Raw genomic sequence first — 22,301 nt, forward strand, 5'->3', positions numbered from 1 at the left:
GTTCGACGGTGTGAAGCGCTTCTTCGGCGATCTGTAAGGAGTCGGCATGCGACGTATAGCTGTGATGGGCGCTGCTGGGCGCATGGGTAAGATTCTGGTCGAGGCCGTGCAGCAGCGCGCGCCGCTGACCGGTTTGACCGCTGCGGTGGTGCGTCCTGGCAGCACGCTGATCGGCGTCGATGCCGGTGAGCTGGCCTCGCTGGGTCGCATCGGTGTGCCGCTGTCCGGGCATATCGAGGCTGTGGCTGAAGAGTTCGACGTCTTGATCGACTTCACCCTGCCGGAAGTGATGCTGAAAAACCTCGCGTTCTGCCGCAAGGCCGGCAAGGCCATGGTGATCGGCACCACCGGGCTGGACGCTGCGCAGAAGCAGTTGCTGGTCGAGGCGGGCAAGGATATTCCGATCGTCTTCGCGGCCAACTTCAGTGTCGGCGTCAATCTGTCGCTGAAGTTGCTCGACATGGCGGCGCGTGTGCTGGGTGATGATGCGGATATCGAAATCATCGAAGCCCATCACCGTCACAAGATCGATGCGCCGTCAGGTACGGCGTTGCGCATGGGCGAAGTGATTGCCAGTGCGCTGGATCGTGATCTGCAGAAGGTTGCGATCTATGGTCGTGAGGGACACACCGGCGCCCGCGAGCGTGAAACCATTGGTTTCGCCACCGTGCGCGGCGGTGATGTGGTGGGTGATCACACCGTGCTGTTTGCCTGCGAAGGTGAGCGTCTGGAGATCACGCACAAGGCATCGAGTCGCATGACGTTTGCCAAGGGCGCGGTGCGTGCCGCGTTGTGGTTGGACGGTCGCGAACCGGGTCTGTACGACATGCAGGACGTACTCGACCTGCGTTGATTCATTGCTGAACCCGGCGCAAACGCCCTGTTTGCGCTGGTTTTTCTCCGCTCGGCGACGACCTGTCGCATTCTCCGGCCTTTTAGGCTCTTTAGCGGTGGACCAAAAAAGCCTTTTTCTGTAAGCTACAGCTTTAGTGTGTCCACTAAAAGCGCGCAGAATAATTCAGTGAAGAAGCGGGGTGACGTGTCCATACGTCACTCCGCTTTTTTACAACCTGCGATCGCCCTTTCATGCGTTATTTACGGGAGGTCTTCTTGACTAAGCCAGCCATACTTGCCCTTGCTGATGGCAGCATTTTTCGCGGCGAAGCCATTGGAGCCGACGGTCAAACCGTTGGTGAGGTGGTGTTCAACACCGCAATGACCGGCTATCAGGAAATCCTTACCGATCCTTCCTACGCCCAACAGATCGTTACCCTGACTTACCCGCACATCGGCAACACCGGCACCACGCCGGAAGATGCCGAGTCCGACCGCGTCTGGTCCGCTGGTCTGGTCATCCGTGATCTGCCGTTGGTAGCGAGCAACTGGCGTAACACGATGTCCCTGTCCGATTACCTGAAAGCCAACAACGTTGTGGCAATCGCCGGTATCGACACCCGTCGCCTGACCCGCATCCTGCGTGAAAAAGGCGCACAGAACGGCTGCATCATGGCCGGCGACAACATCTCCGAAGAAGCGGCAATCGCCGCTGCTCAAGGCTTCCCGGGCCTGAAGGGCATGGATCTGGCGAAAGTCGTCAGCACCAAGACCCAATACGAATGGCGCTCGACTGTCTGGGATCTGAAGACCGACAGCCACGCGACCATCGACGCTTCCGAACTGCCTTATCACGTGGTTGCCTACGACTACGGCGTCAAGGTCAACATCCTGCGCATGCTGGTTGAGCGCGGCTGCCGCGTCACCGTCGTACCTGCGCAGACGCCTGCCGCTGATGTGCTGGCACTGAAGCCGGACGGCGTGTTCCTGTCCAACGGCCCTGGTGATCCAGAGCCATGCGACTACGCGATCAAGGCGATCAAGGAAGTGCTGGAAACCGAAATTCCGGTATTCGGCATCTGCCTCGGTCACCAACTGCTGGCTCTGGCCTCCGGCGCCAAGACCCTGAAAATGGGCCACGGCCACCACGGTGCCAACCACCCGGTGCAGGATCTGGACACTGGCGTCGTGATGATCACTAGCCAGAACCACGGTTTCGCGGTAGACGAAGAAACCCTGCCAGCCAGCGTGCGAGCGATCCACAAATCGCTGTTCGACGGCACCCTGCAAGGCATCGAGCGTACCGACAAGAGCGCGTTCAGCTTCCAGGGGCACCCTGAAGCGAGCCCGGGCCCGAACGATGTTGCGCCACTGTTCGACCGCTTCATCAACGAGATGGCCAAGCGACGCTAAGCGTTCGCCTTGAGACTGTAGAGAGAAGCCCTCGAGGGTGGCCCCGACACCGGCGGCCCCTTCGAGACTTCAGAAATCGATCAAGACGGCTTGCCGACTGACCTGCGGATTTGAGTGACAAACCCATGCCAAAACGTACAGACATTAAAAGCATCCTGATTCTCGGCGCTGGCCCGATCGTTATCGGCCAGGCCTGCGAATTCGACTACTCCGGCGCCCAGGCCTGTAAAGCCCTGCGCGAAGAGGGTTACCGCGTCATCCTGGTGAACTCCAACCCGGCCACCATCATGACCGACCCGGACATGGCCGACGCCACCTACATCGAGCCGATCAAGTGGCAGACCGTTGCCAAGATCATCGAAAAAGAACGCCCGGACGCCGTGTTGCCAACCATGGGCGGCCAGACTGCTCTGAACTGCGCCCTGGACCTGGAGCGCGAAGGCGTTCTGGAGAAGTTCGGCGTGGAAATGATCGGTGCCAACGCCGACACCATCGACAAGGCTGAAGACCGTTCGCGTTTCGACAAGGCGATGAAGTCCATTGGTCTGGCGTGCCCGCGTTCCGGTATCGCCCACAGCATGGAAGAAGCCAACGCGGTTCTCGAAACCCTGGGTTTCCCGTGCATCATCCGTCCGTCCTTCACCATGGGCGGCACCGGTGGCGGTATCGCTTACAACCGTGAAGAGTTCGAAGAAATCTGCGCCCGTGGTCTGGACCTGTCGCCGACCAAAGAGCTGCTGATCGACGAATCGCTGATCGGCTGGAAAGAATATGAAATGGAAGTTGTCCGCGACAAAAAGGACAACTGCATCATCGTCTGCTCGATCGAAAACTTCGACCCGATGGGTGTGCACACCGGTGACTCGATCACTGTTGCTCCAGCTCAGACCCTGACCGACAAGGAATACCAGATCCTGCGTAACGCCTCCCTGGCAGTGCTGCGCGAGATCGGCGTCGAGACTGGCGGTTCCAACGTTCAATTTGGTATCTGCCCGAACACTGGCCGCATGGTCGTGATCGAAATGAACCCGCGTGTATCGCGCTCTTCGGCACTGGCTTCGAAAGCCACCGGTTTCCCGATCGCCAAAGTCGCGGCCAAACTGGCTGTGGGTTACACCCTCGACGAACTGTCGAACGACATCACCGGCGGCAAGACCCCGGCGTCCTTCGAGCCGTCGATCGACTACGTCGTGACCAAGCTGCCACGCTTTGCCTTCGAAAAATTCGCCAAGGCTGACGCACGCCTGACCACGCAAATGAAGTCGGTCGGTGAAGTCATGGCCATCGGCCGTACCTTCCAGGAATCCCTGCAGAAAGCCCTGCGCGGTCTGGAAGTCGGCGTTTGCGGTCTGGACGAGAAGCTCGACCTGAGCAACCCGGAAAGCATGAGCGTGCTCAAGCGCGAACTGACCGTGCCGGGCGCCGAGCGTATCTGGTACGTGGCGGACGCTTTCCGTGCCGGCATGACTGTCGAAGAAATCTTCGGCATGAACATGATCGATCCGTGGTTCCTGGTGCAGATCGAAGATCTGATCAAGGACGAAGAAAAGGTCAAGACCCTCGGTCTGTCCGCGATCGACCGCGACCTGATGTTCAAGCTCAAGCGCAAAGGCTTCTCCGATCAGCGTCTGGCGAAATTGCTGGGTGTGACCGAGAAGAACCTGCGTACTCACCGCCAGAAGCTGGAAGTGTTCCCGGTCTACAAGCGCGTTGACACCTGCGCCGCCGAGTTCGCCACCGACACCGCTTACCTCTACTCGACGTACGAAGAAGAGTGCGAAGCAGCGCCGTCGGGTCGTGACAAGATCATGATTCTGGGCGGCGGTCCGAACCGTATCGGCCAGGGCATCGAGTTCGACTACTGCTGCGTACACGCTGCCCTCGCACTGCGCGAAGACGGCTACGAAACCATCATGGTCAACTGCAACCCGGAAACCGTTTCCACGGACTACGACACGTCCGACCGTCTGTACTTCGAGCCGGTAACCCTGGAAGACGTACTGGAGATCTGCCGCGTCGAGAAGCCGAAAGGCGTGATTGTCCAGTACGGCGGCCAGACCCCGCTGAAACTGGCTCGTGCTCTGGAAGCCGCTGGCGTGCCGATCATCGGCACCAGCCCTGACGCCATCGACCGCGCTGAAGACCGTGAGCGTTTCCAGCAAATGGTTGAGCGCCTGAACCTGCGTCAGCCGCCAAACGCCACCGTGCGCAGCGAAGACGAAGCCGTTCGTGCTGCTGCCAAGATCGGTTACCCGCTGGTGGTGCGTCCGTCCTATGTATTGGGCGGTCGTGCGATGGAAATCGTATACAAGGAAGACGAGCTCAAGCGTTATCTGCGTGACGCGGTGCAAGTGTCCAACGACAGCCCGGTCCTGCTCGACCACTTCCTCAACTGCGCCATCGAGATGGACGTGGATGCGGTCTGCGACGGCAAGGACGTGGTGATCGGCGCGATCATGCAGCACATCGAACAGGCGGGCGTTCACTCCGGTGACTCCGCGTGCTCGCTGCCGCCGTACTCGCTGCCGGCGCACATCCAGGACGAGATGCGCGAACAGGTCAAGAAAATGGCCCTGGAGCTGGGCGTTGTCGGCCTGATGAACGTGCAGTTGGCGCTACAAGGCGAAGACATCTATGTCATCGAAGTCAACCCGCGCGCTTCGCGTACCGTGCCGTTCGTGTCGAAGTGCATCGGTGTCTCCCTGGCCATGATCGCTGCCCGCGTGATGGCCGGTAAGACCCTGAAAGAAATCGGCTTCACCAAAGAAATCATCCCGAACTTCTACAGCGTGAAAGAGGCGGTGTTCCCATTCGCCAAATTCCCTGGCGTTGACCCGATCCTCGGCCCAGAGATGAAGTCGACTGGTGAAGTGATGGGCGTCGGCGACACCTTCGGTGAAGCATTTGCCAAAGCCCAGATGGGCGCCAGCGAAGTGCTGCCGACCGGCGGTACCGCATTCATCAGCGTGCGCGATGATGACAAGCCACTGGTTGCAGGCGTAGCCCGTGATCTGATCAACTTGGGCTTCGAAGTGGTTGCCACTGCTGGCACTGCCAAGCTGATCGAAGCCGCAGGCCTGAAAGTGCGCCGTGTGAACAAGGTGACCGAGGGGCGTCCGCACGTGGTCGACATGATCAAGAATGACGAAGTCACGCTGATCATCAACACCACCGAAGGTCGTCAGTCGATCGCTGATTCCTACTCCATTCGTCGTAATGCCCTGCAGCACAAGATTTACTGCACCACTACCATTGCTGCGGGCGAAGCTATCTGTGAAGCGCTGAAGTTCGGTCCCGAGAAGACCGTGCGCCGCTTGCAGGATCTACATGCAGGATTGAAGGCATGATCAAATACCCAATGACCGTCCAGGGCGCTAAAGCCCTGGAAGAAGAACACGCTCACCTGACCAAGGTCGTCCGTCCGAAGCTCAGCCAGGACATCGGTACGGCCCGCGAGTTGGGTGACTTGAAGGAAAACGCTGAATACCATGCCGCCCGCGAACAGCAGGGCATGGTCGAGGCGCGGATCCGTGATATCGAAGGCCGGATTCAGAACCAGGTCATCATCGATGTCACGACCATCCCGCACACCGGCAAAGTGATTTTCGGTACCACCGTCGAAATCGCCAACGTCGAGACTGACGAAAGCGTCACTTACCACATCGTGGGTGAGGATGAGGCTGACTTCAAACTTGGCAAGATTTCGGTTGGCTCGCCTTTGGCCCGTGCCTTGATTGGCAAGGAAGAGGGCGATGTGGTCGCCGTGAAAACGCCAAGCGGCGTGATCGAGTACGAGATTGTCGAAGTCCGTCACATCTGAAAAAGGGCGCCCGCTGCATGCGGGCGCCATGCTTTGGCAGCTGACCCAGATGCTTTGGGTTGGCGGTCTATGGTTGATTCATCTCGGTTTGCAGCCGGCGTTGGGCAAGATTGGCCTGGCACCGCTGCTGATCGATGAAGTGGCCAGTGCATTCGAAGTGCTGGTGGTGGGGTTCGCCGCCGTATGCGTGATATTTCAGTCTTTGGTGCTGGTACAGGCCGAGGGCCTTGCCAGTCTATGGCGGGATTTTCGCGGGCAGGTGCTGCTGATGGCGTTGTATGCGTGTGCGATGTATGTCGCAGTGCGTGTCGGCTGGCCGGATGCGCAGCGCTGGCAGGTGTTCAGTTATCTGGTTCTGGGCTTTTCCGGGCTGGTGCTGGTGATGCAGCCGGTGCCGGGATGGAGTGGCAGGGTGCGCCAGGCACACCCTTGACCCTTGTCATCACTTGAAGCGATGAACGTTCGACAGCTGCTTGTTGACACTGAAGTTCTTGCGGTAAACCAGTGCCATTTTGCCGATGACCTGTACCAGGTCCGCTTTGCCGACCTTGCACAGTTCTGCGATATGCGCCAGGCGCGACTCGCGATCGAGGATATTGAGCTTGATCTTGATCAGCTCGTGATCCGCCAAGGCGCGTTCAAGTTCGGCTAAAACACCTTCAGTCAAACCGTTGTCAGCCACTGTCAAAACCGGTTTCAGGTGGTGGCCAATGGATTTGTACTGTTTCTTCTGCTCTGGAGTGAGCGGCATAATCTGACCCTTTCGTCTGGATTCTGTAAAATGGCGGCCATTTTACCCGAGGGCTCGTGGATCCGCCCAATTAATCACGACCCTAATCATCGAGGTGCCCAATGGCGCGTTCCAAGACAAGCCTTGGTTGGCTGAAACGACATGTCAACGATCCCTATGTGAAGCAAGCGCAGAAGGATGGCTACCGCTCGCGTGCGAGCTACAAGCTTCTGGAGATCCAGGAGAAATACAAACTGATCCGTCCCGGCATGAGCGTTGTCGACCTGGGTGCCGCGCCTGGCGGTTGGTCGCAGGTCACCAGCCGGCTGATCGGCGGTCAGGGGCGTCTCATCGCTTCGGATATCCTGGAAATGGACAGCATTCCGGACGTGACTTTCATTCAGGGTGACTTCACCGAGGACGAAGTGCTCGGGCGCATTCTAGAGGCAGTGGGTAATTCACAGGTGGACCTTGTGATTTCCGATATGGCCCCCAATATGAGTGGTACGCCTGAAGTGGATATGCCGAAAGCCATGTTCCTTTGCGAGCTGGCGCTTGATCTGGCGGAACGGATACTCAAACCGGGTGGAAATTTCGTGATCAAGATTTTTCAGGGCGAAGGGTTTGATGTTTACCTGAAGGATGCTCGGAAGAAGTTCGACAAGATCCAGATGATCAAGCCGGATTCTTCCCGTGGCAGTTCCCGCGAGCAATACATGTTGGCTTGGGGCTACCGCGGTCGCAGTGAATAAAACGAGGTTTTTGTGCGGGGTGATAGGTTTTTCGTATTTCGCCTCGCGTGCATAAGCGAATATTGTGTAGAAAGTGTTTCACAAAGGGTTACAGACGGCGCCTGCCAGAGTTGTAGGTAATGTAGTAAGTTAGGCCGGTGAATATCATGCGAAGCGCGCGCCAGTAGCGGAGCTTGCTTCAGAGGGTAGTTAATTGAACGATATGGCAAAGAATCTGATCCTGTGGTTGATCATCGCGGCTGTCCTGGTGACGGTGATGAACAACTTCTCCAGCCCTAACGAGCCGCAGACCCTCAACTATTCCGACTTCATCCAGCAGGTCAAGGATGGCAAGGTCGAGCGCGTAGCCGTTGATGGTTATGTGATTACCGGCAAGCGCAACGATGGCGACAGCTTCAAGACCATTCGTCCGGCAATCCAGGACAATGGCCTGATCGGCGATCTGGTCGACAACCACGTTGTGGTTGAAGGCAAGCAGCCTGAGCAGCAAAGTATCTGGACCCAGTTGCTGGTAGCCAGCTTCCCGATCCTGGTGATCATCGCGGTGTTCATGTTCTTCATGCGCCAGATGCAGGGCGGGGCCGGCGGCAAGGGCGGGCCGATGAGCTTTGGCAAGAGCAAGGCGCGCCTGCTCTCTGAAGATCAGGTGAAAACCACATTGGCTGACGTCGCCGGTTGCGACGAAGCCAAGGAAGAAGTCGGCGAGCTCGTTGAATTCCTCCGTGATCCGGGCAAGTTCCAGCGCCTGGGCGGCCGGATTCCTCGTGGTGTGCTGATGGTCGGTCCTCCGGGTACCGGTAAAACCTTGCTGGCCAAGGCGATTGCCGGCGAAGCCAAGGTTCCGTTCTTCACCATTTCCGGTTCTGACTTTGTCGAGATGTTCGTCGGTGTCGGTGCCAGCCGTGTTCGCGACATGTTCGAACAGGCCAAAAAGCACGCCCCTTGCATCATCTTCATCGACGAAATCGACGCCGTCGGTCGCCATCGTGGCGCCGGCATGGGTGGCGGTCACGATGAGCGTGAGCAGACCCTCAACCAGTTGCTGGTTGAGATGGACGGCTTCGAAATGAACGATGGCATCATTGTTATCGCTGCAACCAACCGTCCAGACGTACTCGACCCTGCGCTGCTGCGTCCGGGCCGTTTTGACCGTCAGGTCGTGGTCGGTCTGCCGGATATCCGTGGGCGCGAGCAGATTCTCAAGGTTCACATGCGCAAAGTGCCAATGGGTGACGACGTTGCTCCGGCCGTTATCGCGCGTGGTACTCCGGGCTTCTCCGGTGCTGACCTGGCTAACCTGGTCAACGAAGCTTCGCTGTTCGCTGCACGTAGCGGCAAACGCATCGTCGAAATGAAAGAGTTCGAACTGGCAAAAGACAAGATCATGATGGGCGCCGAGCGCAAATCGATGGTCATGTCCGAGAAAGAGAAGCAGAACACCGCTTATCACGAAGCAGGCCACGCAATCGTTGGTCGCGTCGTGCCTGAGCATGATCCCGTCTACAAGGTGTCGATCATTCCGCGCGGTCGTGCGCTGGGTGTAACCATGTTCCTGCCGGAAGAAGATCGCTACAGCCTGTCCAAGCGTGCGCTGATCAGCCAGATCTGCTCGCTGTACGGCGGCCGTATCGCTGAGGAAATGACCCTCGGTTTCGATGGTGTGACCACCGGCGCTTCCAACGACATCATGCGTGCCAGTCAGATCGCACGGAATATGGTCACCAAGTGGGGGCTGTCGGAAAAACTCGGCCCGTTGATGTACGCCGAAGAAGAGGGTGAAGTCTTCCTCGGTCGCGGTGGTGGTGGTCAGGCTGCCAGCTTCTCTGGTGAGACGGCCAAGCTGATCGACTCCGAAGTGCGCAGCATCATTGACCAGTGCTACGGCACGGCCAAGCAGATCCTCACGGATAACCGTGACAAGCTCGATGCAATGGCTGACGCTCTGATGAAGTACGAGACGATCGATGCCGAGCAAATCGACGACATCATGGCGGGTCGTACTCCTCGCGAGCCTCGTGACTGGTCGGGTGGTACCGGTACACCACCACCTCCAGTGGTGCGTGACGAGCGTCCGGAAACACCGATTGGCGGTCCGGCTGCTGACGTTTAAGGTTTGAAATGACTTCTGTACAGTCCCTGACCCGGTTGCCTTGCGGCAACCGGGTTCTTGATTTAGCCCAGACGCATGTCATGGGTATTCTCAATGTAACCCCTGATTCTTTCTCCGACGGCGGCCAATACAGCCAGCTCGATGCGGCCTTGCGCCATGCCGAAGCCATGGTTGCGGCGGGTGCGACGCTGATTGATGTCGGTGGTGAATCGACTCGTCCTGGTGCGCGAGCGGTGTCCCCGCTCGAAGAGCTTGAGCGTGTGGCGCCGATCGTCGAGCTGATCAATCGCGAGCTTGATGTGATCATCTCGGTGGATACCTCGACTCCGGCCGTCATGCGCGAAACCGCTCGGTTGGGTGCCGGGTTGATCAACGATGTGCGGTCACTGCGGCGCGATGGTGCGCTGGATGCGGCGGCGGCTACGGGTTTGCCGGTGTGCCTCATGCATATGCTCGGTGAGCCCGGAGACATGCAGGACAATCCGCAGTATCAGGACGTCACGCGCGAAGTCGGTGAATTTCTTGCTGAGCGCATGGCGCAATGTGCGGCGGCCGGTATTCCTGCGCAGCGGATCATTCTCGACCCGGGTTTCGGTTTCGCCAAAACCCTTCAGCACAACCTAAGCTTGTTCAAGCACATGGAAACCCTCCATGCGCTGGGCAGGCCTTTGCTTGTCGGTGTTTCCCGAAAGAGCATGATCGGTCAGGCTTTGAATCGTCCTGTCGGTGAGCGGCTGCATGGTGGTCTGGCACTGGCGGCGCTGGCATCGGTGAAGAGGGCGAGTATATTGCGCGTCCATGATGTAGCGGAAACGGTAGACGTGGTGCGCATGATCGCGGCCGTGGAATCAGCCGAATAAGAATGATGGAGCACTTATGAGCAAGAAATACTTTGGTACTGACGGCATTCGTGGTCGAGTCGGTGAATACCCGATTACTCCTGACTTCATGCTCAAGCTCGGCTGGGCTGCCGGCATGGCGTTCCGCAAGATGGGCGCCTGCAAGGTGCTGGTCGGCAAGGACACACGGATTTCCGGTTATATGTTCGAGTCGGCACTTGAGGCTGGTCTGACCTCGGCGGGGGCTGACGTGATGCTGCTGGGTCCTATGCCGACGCCGGCCATTGCCTATCTGTCGCGCACGTTCCAGGCTGAGGCCGGTATTGTGATCAGTGCCTCGCACAATCCGCATGACGACAACGGCATCAAGTTCTTCTCCGGCAAAGGTACCAAACTGCCGGATGAGCTGGAGTTGATGATCGAAGAACTGCTCGATACCCCGATGACAGTGGTCGAATCGAGCAAGATCGGTAAAGTCTCGCGAATCAACGATGCGTCGGGTCGCTACATCGAGTTCTGCAAGAGCAGCGTGCCTACGGGGACCAGTTTTTCCGGCCTCAAGATCGTTATCGACTGTGCGCATGGTGCGACTTATAAGGTGGCTCCGAGCGTCTTCCGCGAGTTGGGAGCAGAGGTCGTTGTGCTGTCGGCGCAGCCAAACGGTCTGAATATCAATGAAAACTGCGGCTCGACCCACATGGGGCAGTTGCAGGCAGCGGTGCTCGCCGAGCATGCCGACCTGGGTATTGCTTTCGATGGTGATGGTGATCGGGTGCTGATGGTCGATCATACGGGTACCATCGTCGATGGTGACGAATTGCTGTTTATCATCGCTCGTGACCTGCATGAACGCGGGAAATTGCAGGGCGGCGTCGTTGGTACCCTGATGAGTAATCTGGGGCTGGAACTTGCGCTGGCGGATCTTTCGATCCCTTTCATTCGTGCCAATGTGGGCGACCGCTACGTGATCGCCGAGTTGCTTGAGCGCGATTGGCTGGTCGGCGGAGAAAATTCGGGGCATATCGTTTGCTTCAATCACACCACGACCGGTGATGCGATCATCGCTGCGTTGCAGGTGTTGATGGCGCTGAAGGCCCGAAATGAAGGATTGGCGCAGACGCGTCAGGCACTGCGCAAGTGCCCTCAGGTTTTGATCAATGTGCGTTTCGGCGGTGGCGAAAGTCCGCTGGAGCACCCGGCTGTCAAGGAAGCCAGTGCACGCGTCACCCAGGCAATGGCTGGACGCGGTCGTGTGCTTCTGCGCAAGTCCGGCACAGAGCCTCTGGTGCGCGTAATGGTCGAAGGCGAGGACGAAACCCAGGTTCGCAACTACGCCGAAGAGCTGGCAAAACTGGTAACTGAAGTTTCTGCCTGATACGGCTTGCAAGCCATGATTGTGTTGGGTAACATCTGCGCCCACTTTGACCGACGAGGTACAGCATGCGTCGCCCTATGGTAGCTGGTAACTGGAAGATGCACGGTACCCGCGCCAGCGTCGCTGAGCTGATCAACGGCCTTCGTCATCTGGCCTTGCCAAGCGGAGTTGATGTCGCGGTATTCCCGCCTTGCTTGTATATCAATCAAGTGATTGATGGCTTGAAAGGCAAATCGATTTCGGTCGGTGCGCAGAATTCTGCGGTGGAATCCATGCAAGGTGCATTGACCGGTGAGATTGCACCGAGTCAGTTGGTGGACGCAGGTTGTTCCCTTGTGCTTGTCGGGCACTCCGAACGCCGCCAGATAATGGGTGAGCGAGACGGAATGCTGAATCGCAAGTTCGCAGCGGCACAGGCATGTGGCTTGATTCCGGTGTTGTGTATAGGGGAAACCCTTGAGCAGCGCGAAGCCGGGAAAACTCTTGAAGTTGTCGGGCGTCAGCTGGGCAGCATCATCGAGGAGCTGGGTGTTGGTGCCTTTGCAAAGTCAGTCATTGCTTACGAGCCGGTCTGGGCTATTGGTACCGGACTGACTGCAACGCCGCAGCAAGCTCAGGATGTGCATAAAGCCATTCGCGAGCAGCTGGCGGCAGAGAATTCTGAAGTCGCACGAGGTGTGCGGCTTCTATACGGCGGCAGCGTGAAGGCGGCCAATGCGGTCGAACTGTTCGGCATGCCGGATATCGATGGGGGGCTCATTGGTGGAGCTTCCCTGAATGCAGATGAGTTCGGTGCGATTTGTCGCGCCGCGGGAAACTGAAAAAATGCTGGAAACAGTCGTAGTCGTTTTTCATCTGCTGGGTGCATTGGGCGTAGTTGCTCTGGTTTTGCTGCAGCAGGGTAAGGGTGCGGACGCTGGCGCGTCTTTCGGAGCAGGTGCTTCAAATACTGTGTTCGGAAGCCAAGGTTCCTCTACCTTTCTTAGTAAGTTTACTGCTATACTTGCCGCCGGTTTCTTCATAACCAGCTTGGGGTTAGGTTACTTTGCTAAAGAGAAGGCTCATCAGCTGACTCAAGCAGGATTGCCAGATCCAGCAGTGTTGGAAGTACCTAAGCAACAACAACCGGCTTCTGATGATGTCCCGGTGCTTCAAGAGCAAAAGTCGGCTACTCCAGCGACTGACGTACCTCAAGCTCAAGAGCAGAAGTAAGAAGAGTTTCAAACGTAGTTTTGCCGAGGTGGTGGAATTGGTAGACACGCAACCTTGAGGTGGTTGTGCCCATAGGGTGTAGGGGTTCGAGTCCCCTTCTCGGTACCAATTAGTCAGGAAAGCCCGCTGTTGCGGGCTTTCTTGCAGGTGGAAGGTTACATTGACCCTATAAGGGATCGGTCGTATACTTCCGCCCCAGCTTTGTCGCGGGGTGGAGCAGTCTGGTAGCTCGTCGGGCTCATAACCCGAAGGTCGTCGGTTCAAATCCGGCCCCCGCAACCAGTTTAAGGAGCCCCTTTTAAGGGGCTTTTTGTTAGCTGGACACTTTCAACGCCGCTGTTCGACGGCGTTTCAAGGATGGGCGTTATGCCCATTTTTTTATTTTGCAAAGCATGCACATATCATGCACTAGGGGGTTCAGGTGTCGAGCAAGCTAGAAGAGTTGCAGGCCTTGCTGGCCCCGGTGGTCGTGGCCCTGGGCTATGAATGCTGGGGTATCGAGTTTTCGGCTCGTGGTCGTTTCTCGGTGTTGCGCGTTTATATCGATAAAGAGGGTGGCGTGCTGGTGGACGATTGCGCCATTGTCAGCCGTCAGATCAGCGGTGTACTGGATGTTGAAGATCCAATTTCCGTTGAATACACCCTCGAAGTTTCCTCGCCTGGCATGGAGCGCCCACTGTTCACTCTTGAGCAGTTTGCAAAGTTTGCCGGTGAACAAGTGAAGATCAAGCTGCGCTCGCCTTTCGAAGGGCGACGCAACTTTCAGGGCCTTCTGCGCGGTGTAGAAGAGCAGGACGTCGTGGTGCAGGTAGAAGACCATGAGTTCCTGTTGCCGATCGATATGGTCGACAAGGCCAACATTATTCCCAGTTTTGACTGAGACGCGGATCCCGCGGATCCAATGGCTTGCGAAAGGCGAGGCGTACGATGAGCAAAGAAGTACTGCTGGTTGTTGAGTCGGTATCCAATGAAAAGGGCGTACCGGCAAGCGTAATTTTTGAAGCGCTGGAGCTGGCTCTGGCCACTGCTACCAAAAAGCGTTTTGAAGACGAAGTAGATCTGCGTGTGGAAATCAACCGCCACACCGGTTCTTACGAAACTTTCCGTCGCTGGACGGTCGTCGAAGAGAATGATCTCGACGATCCGGCCATCGAAACCTGGCCAAGCAAGGTTGCCGAAACGCATCCTGGCGCCAAGGTTGGCGACGTCGTTGAAGAAAAGATCGAATCCATCGAGTTCGGCCGCATTGCTGCACAGACTGCCAAGCAAGTCATCGTGCAGAAAGTTCGCGAAGCCGAGCGCGCTCAAGTGGTCGACGCCTATCGCGAGCGCCTGGGAGAAATCATCTCCGGCACCGTGAAAAAAGTCACCCGCGACAACGTGATCGTCGATCTGGGTAACAACGCTGAAGCGTTGCTGGCCCGTGAAGACATCATTTCTCGCGAAACTTTCCGTGTCGGCGTGCGCCTGCGTGCGCTGCTCAAGGAAATCCGCACCGAGAACCGCGGCCCGCAGCTGATCCTGTCGCGTACCGCGCCGGAAATGCTGATCGAGCTGTTCCGCATCGAAGTGCCGGAAATTGCCGAAGGCCTGATCGAAGTAATGGCAGCGTCCCGTGATCCGGGTTCGCGCGCCAAGATCGCCGTCCGCTCGAAGGACAAACGCATCGACCCGCAGGGCGCTTGCATCGGTATGCGCGGTTCGCGCGTCCAGGCAGTGTCGGGTGAGTTGGGCGGTGAGCGTGTTGATATCGTCCTGTGGGATGACAACCCGGCTCAGTTCGTGATCAACGCCATGTCCCCGGCTGAGGTTGCGGCAATTATCGTTGACGAAGATGCCCACGCAATGGACATCGCCGTTGGCGCAGACAATCTGGCTCAGGCCATCGGTCGTGGTGGTCAGAACGTGCGTCTGGCGAGCCAATTGACTGGCTGGACCCTGAACGTGATGACCGAATCGGACATCCAGGCTAAGCAGCAAGCAGAAACCGGCGACATCCTGCGCAACTTCATCGACGAGCTGGAAGTCGACGAAGAACTGGCTCAGGTGCTGGTAGATGAAGGCTTCACCAGCCTGGAAGAGATTGCCTACGTACCGTTGGAAGAAATGCTCAACATCGACGGCTTTGACGAAGATATCGTCAACGAGCTTCGCGCTCGTGCCAAGGATCGTTTGTTGACCAAAGCCATCGCTACTGAGGAAAAGCTGGCAGACGCCCATCCGGCCGAAGACCTGCTCTCGCTTGAGGGTATGGACAAGGATTTGGCGATGGAACTGGCGGTGCGCGGCGTAATTACCCGCGAAGACCTGGCCGAGCAGTCTATTGACGACCTGCTCGACATCGACGGCATTGACGATGATCGTGCCGGCAAGTTGATCATGGCCGCCCGAGCCCACTGGTTCGAGTAATTAGGCGCGGCCTGAGGAGAGAAGTGCATGACGCAAGTCACGGTGAAACAACTGGCCGATGAGGTCAAAACACCGGTAGAGCGCCTGTTGCAGCAGATGCGTGAGGCAGGTCTGCCGCACACCGCCGCCGAAGAAAATGTGACTGACAGTGAGAAGCAGTCCCTGCTGACTCACTTGAAAAGCAGCCACAAGGCGAAAGTGGAAGAACCACGCAAGATCACGCTGCAGCGTAAAACCACCAGCACCCTGCGTGTGGCTGGTAGCAAAAGCATCAGCGTAGAAGTTCGCAAAAAGAAAGTTTTCGTACAGCGTAGCCCGGAAGAAATCGAAGCCGAACGCAAGCGTGAACTGGATGAGCGTCGCGCAGTAGAAAATGCTGCTCGTCAGAAGGCTGAAGAAGAAGCCAAGCAGCGCGCCGAAGAAGAAGCGCGCCGCCAGCCTGCTGCTGCGCAGACCGCTACCAGCGACGCCGTTGCGGCGCCGGCTGTAGCTGCCGAACCTGTTCGCGAAAGCGCGCCGGTGGTTGCCGCTGCTCCAGCTCCGTCTGCTGAAGTTCGCAACAAGCAGAACGAACAGCGCCGTCCTGACAAGCCACGTGCCGACGACAACAATCGTCGCAGCGGCGGTGGTGATGGCGAGCGCAAAAACGCTCCGCATCGCGCATCTGTCAAAGAAAAAGCGCCGGCTCCACGTGTGGCGCCACGCACTACCGACGAAGAAAGCGATGGCTTCCGTCGCGGTGGTCGCGGCAAGGCCAAGCTGAAAAAGCGCAACGCCCACGGTTTCCAGAGCCCTACCGGCCCTGTCGTGCGTGACGTGCAGATCGGCGAGACCATCACTGTTGGCGATCTCGCCAATCAGATGTCGGTCAAGGCTGCTGAAATCATCAAGTTCATGTTCAAACTGGGTACTCCAGCGACCATCAACCAGGTACTTGATCAGGAAACTGCTCAACTGGTTGCTGAAGAGCTGGGCCACAAAGTGACCCTGGTCAGCGACACCGCCCTGGAAGATTCCCTGGCCGAGTCCCTGAAGTTTGAAGGCGAAACGTTCTCCCGTGCACCGGTCGTGACCGTAATGGGCCACGTTGACCACGGTAAAACCTCGCTGCTCGACTACATCCGTCGTGCCAAGGTAGCTGCTGGCGAAGCCGGCGGTATCACTCAGCACATCGGTGCGTACCACGTTGAAACCGAACGCGGCATGGTCACCTTCCTCGATACCCCGGGTCACGCCGCGTTTACCGCAATGCGTGCCCGTGGTGCCAAGGCGACCGACATCGTGATTCTGGTGGTTGCAGCGGACGACGGCGTGATGCCGCAGACCATTGAAGCTGTTCAGCACGCTGTAGCGGCTGGCGTTCCACTGGTTGTTGCAGTGAACAAAATCGACAAGCCGGGCGCCGATCTCGATCGCATCCGTAGCGAACTGTCGGTTCACGGCGTGACTTCTGAAGAGTGGGGCGGTGATACGCCGTTCGTACCGGTGTCGGCGAAAGTCGGTACTGGCGTGGACGAGCTGCTTGAAGCCGTTCTGCTGCAAGCTGAAGTGCTTGAACTGAAAGCGACTCCATCGGCTCCTGGCCGTGGTGTTGTGGTTGAATCGCGTCTCGACAAAGGTCGTGGCCCGGTTGCAACCGTTCTGGTTCAAGACGGTACCCTGCGCCAAGGCGACATGGTACTGGTCGGTTCGAACTATGGCCGCGTTCGCGCCATGCTCGACGAGAACGGCAAGCCAATTAAAGAAGCCGGTCCTTCCATCCCTGTCGAGATTCTCGGCCTGGACGGTACTCCGGACGCTGGCGACGAGATGAGCGTGGTTGCTGACGAGAAGAAAGCCCGCGAAGTGGCTCTGTTCCGTCAAGGCAAGTTCCGCGAAGTCAAACTGGCTCGCGCTCACGCCGGCAAGCTGGAAAACATCTTCGAAAACATGGGTCAGGCCGAGAAGAAGACGCTTAACATCGTCCTCAAATCCGACGTCCGTGGTTCGCTGGAAGCTCTGCAAGGCGCTCTGAATGGCCTGGGCAACGACGAAGTGCAAGTGCGCGTCGTCGGCGGCGGTGTCGGTGGTATCACCGAGTCCGACGCTAACCTGGCACTGGCTTCCAATGCTGTACTGTTCGGCTTCAACGTGCGTGCCGATGCTGGCGCACGGAAGATCGTCGAGCAGGAAGGTCTGGACATGCGTTACTACAACGTGATCTACGACATCATCGAAGACGTCAAGAAAGCCCTGACCGGCATGCTCGGCAGCGATGTTCGCGAGAACATCCTGGGTGTGGCCGAAGTGCGTGACGTGTTCCGTTCGCCGAAGTTTGGCGCGATCGCTGGCTGCATGGTGATCGAAGGTGTTGTGCACCGTAACCGTCCGATCCGTGTACTGCGTGAAGACATCGTTATCTTCGAAGGCGAGCTGGAATCCCTGCGCCGCTTCAAGGATGACGCTTCCGAAGTACGTGCCGGCATGGAATGCGGTATCGGCGTGAAGAGCTACAACGACGTCAAAGTCGGCGACAAGATCGAAGTCTTCGAGAAGGTTCAGGTTGCTCGCAGCCTCTAACTCGCGCACTTCAGGAGCCGTGATGGGCTGCCGTACTCAACGGTGCGGCGCATCACCCGGACTCTAAACGCAACGCCCGGTCTGGCTTTTGTCAGGCCGGGCGTTTGCCGCTTTCAGACCTTGCGGGTTTCACCGCTGGGCAGTAACAGGTAACAAAATCATGGCAAAAGAATACAGCCGTACCCAACGTATCGGCGATCAGATGCAGCGCGAGCTGGCACAACTGATCCGTCGCGAAGTCAAAGATCCACGTGTGGGTCTGGTCACCATTACCGCAGTGGAAGTCAGTCGTGACGTCGGTCACGCGAAGATCTTCATCACCGTGATGGGGCAGGACAACGCTGAAGACATCGCGCAAAGCATCAAGGTGCTCAACGCTGCCGCAGGCTTCCTGCGCATGCAACTGGCCCGTGAAATGAAGCTGCGCAGCGTGCCGCAATTGCACTTCCACTACGACGAATCCGTCGTGCGTGGTGCGCACCTGTCGGCCCTGATCGAGCGCGCCGTGGCTGAAGACAATCAGCACCTGGACGTTGCTGCACCTGAAGACACCAAGGAGTAATTCGGTGGCTCAGGTCAAACGTATCCGTCGTAACGTCAGCGGTATCATCCTGCTCGACAAGCCGTTGGGGTTCACCTCCAACGCTGCGTTGCAGAAGGTCCGCTGGCTGCTCAATGCCGAGAAGGCCGGTCACACCGGTAGCCTCGACCCGTTGGCCACCGGCGTTTTGCCGCTGTGCTTCGGTGAGGCCACCAAGTTCTCGCAATACCTGCTCGATTCCGACAAGGGTTATGAAACCCTGGCGCAGTTGGGCAAGACCACCACCACGGCAGACGCCGAAGGTGAGGTTTTGCAGGAGCGTCCGGTGACCGTTGGTCGCGCCGATGTCGAAGCGGTTCTGCCGAAATTTCGCGGGCAAATCAGTCAGATACCGCCGATGTACTCGGCACTCAAGCGTGACGGTCAGCCGCTGTACAAGCTGGCTCGTGCAGGCGAAGTAGTGGAGCGCGAACCGCGTTCTGTTACTATTGCGCGCTTGGAATTACTGGCCTTCGAAGGCGATACTGCGCGTCTTGCGGTGGATTGCAGCAAGGGCACCTATATTCGCACCCTGGTGGAGGATATTGGTGAGCAACTCGGTTGTGGTGCGTACGTCGCTGAATTGCGCCGTACCCAGGCCGGGCCTTTCACCCTGGCGCAGACCGTGACTCTCGAAGAGCTGGAAGCAGTACATGCCGAAGGCGGCAACGAAGCGGTTGATCGCTTCCTGATGCCATCGGACAGCGGCCTGCAGGATTGGCCGTTGCTGCACTTTTCGGAAGCAAGCGCGTTCTACTGGCTCAACGGCCAGCCGGTACGTGCCCCGGATGCTCCGAAGTTCGGCATGGTACGGGTACAGGATCACAATGGTCGCTTCATCGGTATCGGTGAAGTGAGCGAAGACGGGCGCATCGCGCCACGTCGTTTGATTCGGTCAGAATGACCGGAACCGGCCTGTGTAACAGCAGGTCGGCGAGTGTGGCTGTTAACAGGCACGGTCACGACTCATTTATAGATACAGGGATTTGTCCCTGGCCTGTTGAAGCTGTTTCCCTGAAACAGTTTCCTGATAAAAGGATTGCCTCATGGCTCTCGACGTTCAAGAAAAAGCTCAAATCGTTGCTGACTACCAGCAAGCTGTTGGTGACACTGGTTCGCCAGAAGTGCAAGTTGCACTGCTGACCGCCAACATCAACAAACTGCAAGGTCACTTCAAGGCCAACGGTAAAGATCACCACTCCCGTCGTGGTCTGATCCGCATGGTAAACCAGCGTCGCAAGCTGCTGGACTACCTGAAAGGCAAGGACGTGAGCCGTTACAGCGCTCTGATCGCTCGCCTGGGTCTGCGTCGCTAATCAGCGATTGCGCTATGAGGTTGGTGGTCTGCAAGACGTCCGCGGTTTACCGCGGTCGCCTTGCAGGCTCCCAGCCTCAAGTTTTATCTGGATACACGTTTTACCCCGGACAAGGGTCGGGCCGATTCCCGACATTGCCCAAGAATTCGCAAGAAACCAGTTCCCCCAAGAGCCACAAAGAAGGTAGGACACCGTGAACCCGGTAATCAAAAAATTCCAGTTCGGTCAATCGACCGTTACCCTCGAGACTGGCCGTATCGCCCGTCAGGCCTCCGGCGCAGTATTGGTCACCGTTGACGACGACGTCAGCGTATTGGTGACTGTAGTCGGTGCAAAACAAGCCGATCCGGGCAAGGGCTTCTTCCCTCTGTCCGTTCACTACCAGGAAAAGACTTACGCTGCCGGTAAGATCCCTGGCGGTTTCTTCAAGCGCGAAGGCCGTCCTTCCGAGAAAGAAACCCTGACTTCCCGACTGATCGACCGTCCGATCCGTCCGCTGTTCCCAGAAGGCTTCATGAACGAAGTGCAGGTTGTCTGCACCGTCGTTTCCACCAGCAAGAAGACCGATCCGGACATCGCTGCGATGATCGGTACCTCGGCTGCCCTGGCCATCTCGGGCATCCCGTTCGACGGCCCGATCGGCGCCGCTCGCGTGGCTTTCCACGAAAGCACTGGCTACCTGCTGAACCCGACTTACGAGCAGCAAGCTGCTTCGAGCCTGGACATGGTCGTTGCCGGTACTTCCGACGCCGTTCTGATGGTTGAATCGGAAGCCAAAGAGCTGACCGAAGACCAGATGCTGGGCGCGGTACTGTTTGCTCACGACGAATTCCAGGTGGTGATCAACGCTGTTAAAGAACTGGCTGCCGAAGCTGCCAAGCCGACCTGGACCTGGGCTCCTGCGCCAGAAGCCACCGAGCTGCTGGGTGCTATCCGTGCCGAGTTCGGCGAGGCGATCTCCCAGGCTTACACCATCACCGTCAAGGCTGACCGTTATGCGCGTCTGGGCGAGCTGAAGGATCAAGTCGTTGCCAAGCTGTCCGGTGAAGAAGGCCAGCCTTCGTCCAGCGAAGTCAAAGCGGCTTTCGGCGAAATCGAATACCGCACCGTTCGCGAAAACATCGTAAACGGCAAGCCACGTATCGACGGTCGCGACACCAAAACCGTACGTCCGTTGAACATCGAAGTCGGCGTTCTGCCGAAGACTCACGGTTCGGCGCTGTTCACCCGTGGTGAAACCCAGGCTCTGGTAGTCGCGACTCTGGGCACCGCCCGTGACGCACAGCTGCTGGACACCCTGGAAGGCGAGAAAAAAGACCCGTTCATGCTGCACTACAACTTCCCTCCGTTCTCGGTGGGCGAGTGTGGTCGCATGGGTGGCGCTGGTCGTCGTGAAATCGGTCACGGCCGTCTGGCCCGTCGTTCGGTTTCGGCCATGCTGCCAGCCGCAGACGTGTTCCCGTACACCATCCGTGTGGTTTCGGAAATCACCGAATCCAACGGTTCGAGCTCGATGGCTTCCGTTTGCGGTGCTTCCCTGGCCCTGATGGACGCTGGTGTGCCGATGAAGGCGCCGGTTGCCGGTATCGCCATGGGTCTGGTTAAAGAAGGCGAGAAATTCGCCGTCCTGACCGACATCCTCGGTGACGAAGACCACCTGGGCGACATGGACTTCAAAGTAGCCGGTACCGCCAAAGGTGTTACTGCGCTGCAGATGGACATCAAGATCAAGGGCATCACCGAAGAAATCATGGAAATCGCTCTGGGCCAAGCCCTGGAAGCGCGCCTGAACATCCTCGGTCAGATGAACCAGATCATCGGCCAGTCGCGTACCGAACTGTCGGCCAACGCTCCGACCATGATCGCGATGAAGATCGACACCGACAAGATTCGTGACGTTATCGGTAAAGGTGGCGCGACCATCCGTGCGATCTGCGAAGAAACCAAGGCTTCGATCGACATCGAAGACGACGGTTCGATCAAGATCTTCGGCGAAACCAAGGAAGCGGCTGAAGCAGCACGTCAGCGCGTTCTGGGCATCACTGCTGAGGCCGAGATCGGCAAGATCTACGTCGGCAAGGTTGAGCGCATCGTCGACTTCGGCGCATTCGTCAACATCCTGCCGGGCAAGGACGGTCTGGTGCACATCTCGATGCTGAGCGACGCTCGCGTAGAGAAAGTCACCGACATCCTGAAAGAAGGCCAGGAAGTGGAAGTGCTGGTACTGGACGTGGACAACCGCGGCCGTATCAAGCTGTCCATCAAAGACGTGGCAGCAGCCAAGGCTTCGGGCGTTTAATCACCCCATAGCTTTAGCGCAATAAAAATGCCCCGCCGTGAAAACGGCGGGGG

19 protein-coding genes and 2 tRNA genes are annotated in these 22,301 nt (G+C 57.9%); 20 read left to right on the forward strand and 1 reads right to left on the reverse strand.

All coding sequences use genetic code 11. The features are described from left to right. Positions 1-46 precede the first annotated feature (46 nt). From dapB to M9827_RS21625, 5 genes are all read left to right on the forward strand, one after another. Positions 47-853 carry a 4-hydroxy-tetrahydrodipicolinate reductase gene (gene dapB / locus M9827_RS21605; protein ID WP_250607070.1) on the forward strand — a complete coding sequence of 269 codons (807 nt, stop codon included), beginning with the start codon at positions 47-49 and terminating at the stop codon, positions 851-853. A gap of 257 nt (positions 854-1,110) precedes the next feature. Then, complete coding sequence (gene carA / locus M9827_RS21610) at positions 1,111-2,247, forward strand: glutamine-hydrolyzing carbamoyl-phosphate synthase small subunit (RefSeq protein ID WP_250607071.1); 1,137 nt, start codon at positions 1,111-1,113, stop codon at positions 2,245-2,247. A 125-nt stretch (positions 2,248-2,372) separates the two neighbouring features. After that, positions 2,373-5,594 (forward strand): carbamoyl-phosphate synthase large subunit, encoded by a 3,222-nt coding sequence (carB, locus tag M9827_RS21615; protein WP_123451557.1) that lies wholly within the window; start codon positions 2,373-2,375, stop codon positions 5,592-5,594. Then, complete coding sequence (gene greA, locus M9827_RS21620; RefSeq protein ID WP_003221530.1) at positions 5,591-6,067, forward strand: transcription elongation factor GreA; 477 nt, start codon at positions 5,591-5,593, stop codon at positions 6,065-6,067. Before carB ends, greA begins: the two co-directional genes overlap by 4 nt. A 28-nt stretch (positions 6,068-6,095) precedes the next feature. Then, a complete protein-coding gene (locus tag M9827_RS21625; RefSeq protein WP_123451559.1) occupies positions 6,096-6,500 on the forward strand; it encodes an MFS transporter in 405 nt (134 codons plus the stop codon). 9 nt (positions 6,501-6,509) lie between these two features. Here M9827_RS21625 and M9827_RS21630 read toward each other — a convergent pair whose 3' ends face one another. Continuing rightward, positions 6,510-6,818, reverse strand: coding sequence for a YhbY family RNA-binding protein (locus M9827_RS21630; RefSeq protein ID WP_003221534.1), 309 nt, complete (start codon positions 6,816-6,818; stop codon positions 6,510-6,512). 101 nt (positions 6,819-6,919) lie between these two features. Here M9827_RS21630 and rlmE point away from each other — a divergent pair, with 101 nt between their 5' ends. The 15 genes from rlmE to pnp all read left to right on the forward strand — a co-directional run bounded on the left by rlmE (position 6,920) and on the right by pnp (position 22,248). Beyond that, positions 6,920-7,549, forward strand: a complete 630-nt coding sequence (rlmE, locus tag M9827_RS21635; RefSeq protein ID WP_007915237.1) for a 23S rRNA (uridine(2552)-2'-O)-methyltransferase RlmE — start codon at positions 6,920-6,922, stop codon at positions 7,547-7,549. A 202-nt stretch (positions 7,550-7,751) separates the two neighbouring features. After that, on the forward strand, positions 7,752-9,659 hold the full coding sequence (ftsH, locus tag M9827_RS21640) for an ATP-dependent zinc metalloprotease FtsH (RefSeq protein WP_016986501.1): 1,908 nt from the start codon (positions 7,752-7,754) through the stop codon (positions 9,657-9,659). An 8-nt stretch (positions 9,660-9,667) separates the two neighbouring features. Continuing rightward, positions 9,668-10,519 (forward strand): dihydropteroate synthase, encoded by an 852-nt coding sequence (gene folP, locus M9827_RS21645; protein ID WP_250607072.1) that lies wholly within the window; start codon positions 9,668-9,670, stop codon positions 10,517-10,519. A gap of 16 nt (positions 10,520-10,535) precedes the next feature. Further along, positions 10,536-11,873, forward strand: coding sequence for a phosphoglucosamine mutase (gene glmM / locus M9827_RS21650; protein WP_250607073.1), 1,338 nt, complete (start codon positions 10,536-10,538; stop codon positions 11,871-11,873). A 65-nt stretch (positions 11,874-11,938) separates the two neighbouring features. Next, positions 11,939-12,694 (forward strand): triose-phosphate isomerase, encoded by a 756-nt coding sequence (tpiA, locus tag M9827_RS21655; RefSeq protein WP_250607074.1) that lies wholly within the window; start codon positions 11,939-11,941, stop codon positions 12,692-12,694. Between the two features lie 4 nt (positions 12,695-12,698). Next, positions 12,699-13,085, forward strand: a complete 387-nt coding sequence (gene secG, locus M9827_RS21660; protein WP_250607105.1) for a preprotein translocase subunit SecG — start codon at positions 12,699-12,701, stop codon at positions 13,083-13,085. Between the two features lie 22 nt (positions 13,086-13,107). Then, positions 13,108-13,193 (forward strand) — tRNA-Leu (locus M9827_RS21665). Positions 13,194-13,290: 97 nt separating this feature from the next. After that, positions 13,291-13,367 (forward strand) — tRNA-Met (locus M9827_RS21670). A 139-nt stretch (positions 13,368-13,506) separates the two neighbouring features. Then, entirely contained in the window at positions 13,507-13,965 is a 459-nt protein-coding gene (rimP, locus tag M9827_RS21675; protein ID WP_250607075.1) for a ribosome maturation factor RimP, read from the forward strand. 47 nt (positions 13,966-14,012) lie between these two features. Continuing rightward, positions 14,013-15,494, forward strand: coding sequence for a transcription termination factor NusA (nusA, locus tag M9827_RS21680; protein ID WP_003221546.1), 1,482 nt, complete (start codon positions 14,013-14,015; stop codon positions 15,492-15,494). Positions 15,495-15,521: 27 nt separating this feature from the next. Beyond that, positions 15,522-18,053 carry a translation initiation factor IF-2 gene (gene infB, locus M9827_RS21685; protein ID WP_250607076.1) on the forward strand — a complete coding sequence of 844 codons (2,532 nt, stop codon included), beginning with the start codon at positions 15,522-15,524 and terminating at the stop codon, positions 18,051-18,053. A gap of 160 nt (positions 18,054-18,213) precedes the next feature. Further along, positions 18,214-18,615 carry a 30S ribosome-binding factor RbfA gene (rbfA, locus tag M9827_RS21690; protein ID WP_095049714.1) on the forward strand — a complete coding sequence of 134 codons (402 nt, stop codon included), beginning with the start codon at positions 18,214-18,216 and terminating at the stop codon, positions 18,613-18,615. Between the two features lie 4 nt (positions 18,616-18,619). Continuing rightward, positions 18,620-19,537, forward strand: a complete 918-nt coding sequence (truB, locus tag M9827_RS21695) for a tRNA pseudouridine(55) synthase TruB (protein ID WP_024011571.1) — start codon at positions 18,620-18,622, stop codon at positions 19,535-19,537. Positions 19,538-19,679: 142 nt separating this feature from the next. Continuing rightward, complete coding sequence (rpsO, locus tag M9827_RS21700) at positions 19,680-19,949, forward strand: 30S ribosomal protein S15 (protein ID WP_011332409.1); 270 nt, start codon at positions 19,680-19,682, stop codon at positions 19,947-19,949. Positions 19,950-20,142: 193 nt separating this feature from the next. Next, positions 20,143-22,248: a polyribonucleotide nucleotidyltransferase gene (gene pnp / locus M9827_RS21705; RefSeq protein WP_007915263.1), complete on the forward strand. Its 2,106-nt coding sequence runs from the start codon at positions 20,143-20,145 to the stop codon at positions 22,246-22,248. The last annotated feature ends 53 nt before the right edge of the window (positions 22,249-22,301 follow it).

This window comes from Pseudomonas sp. AKS31 (assembly GCF_023634765.1).
Taxonomy (GTDB): domain Bacteria; phylum Pseudomonadota; class Gammaproteobacteria; order Pseudomonadales; family Pseudomonadaceae; genus Aquipseudomonas.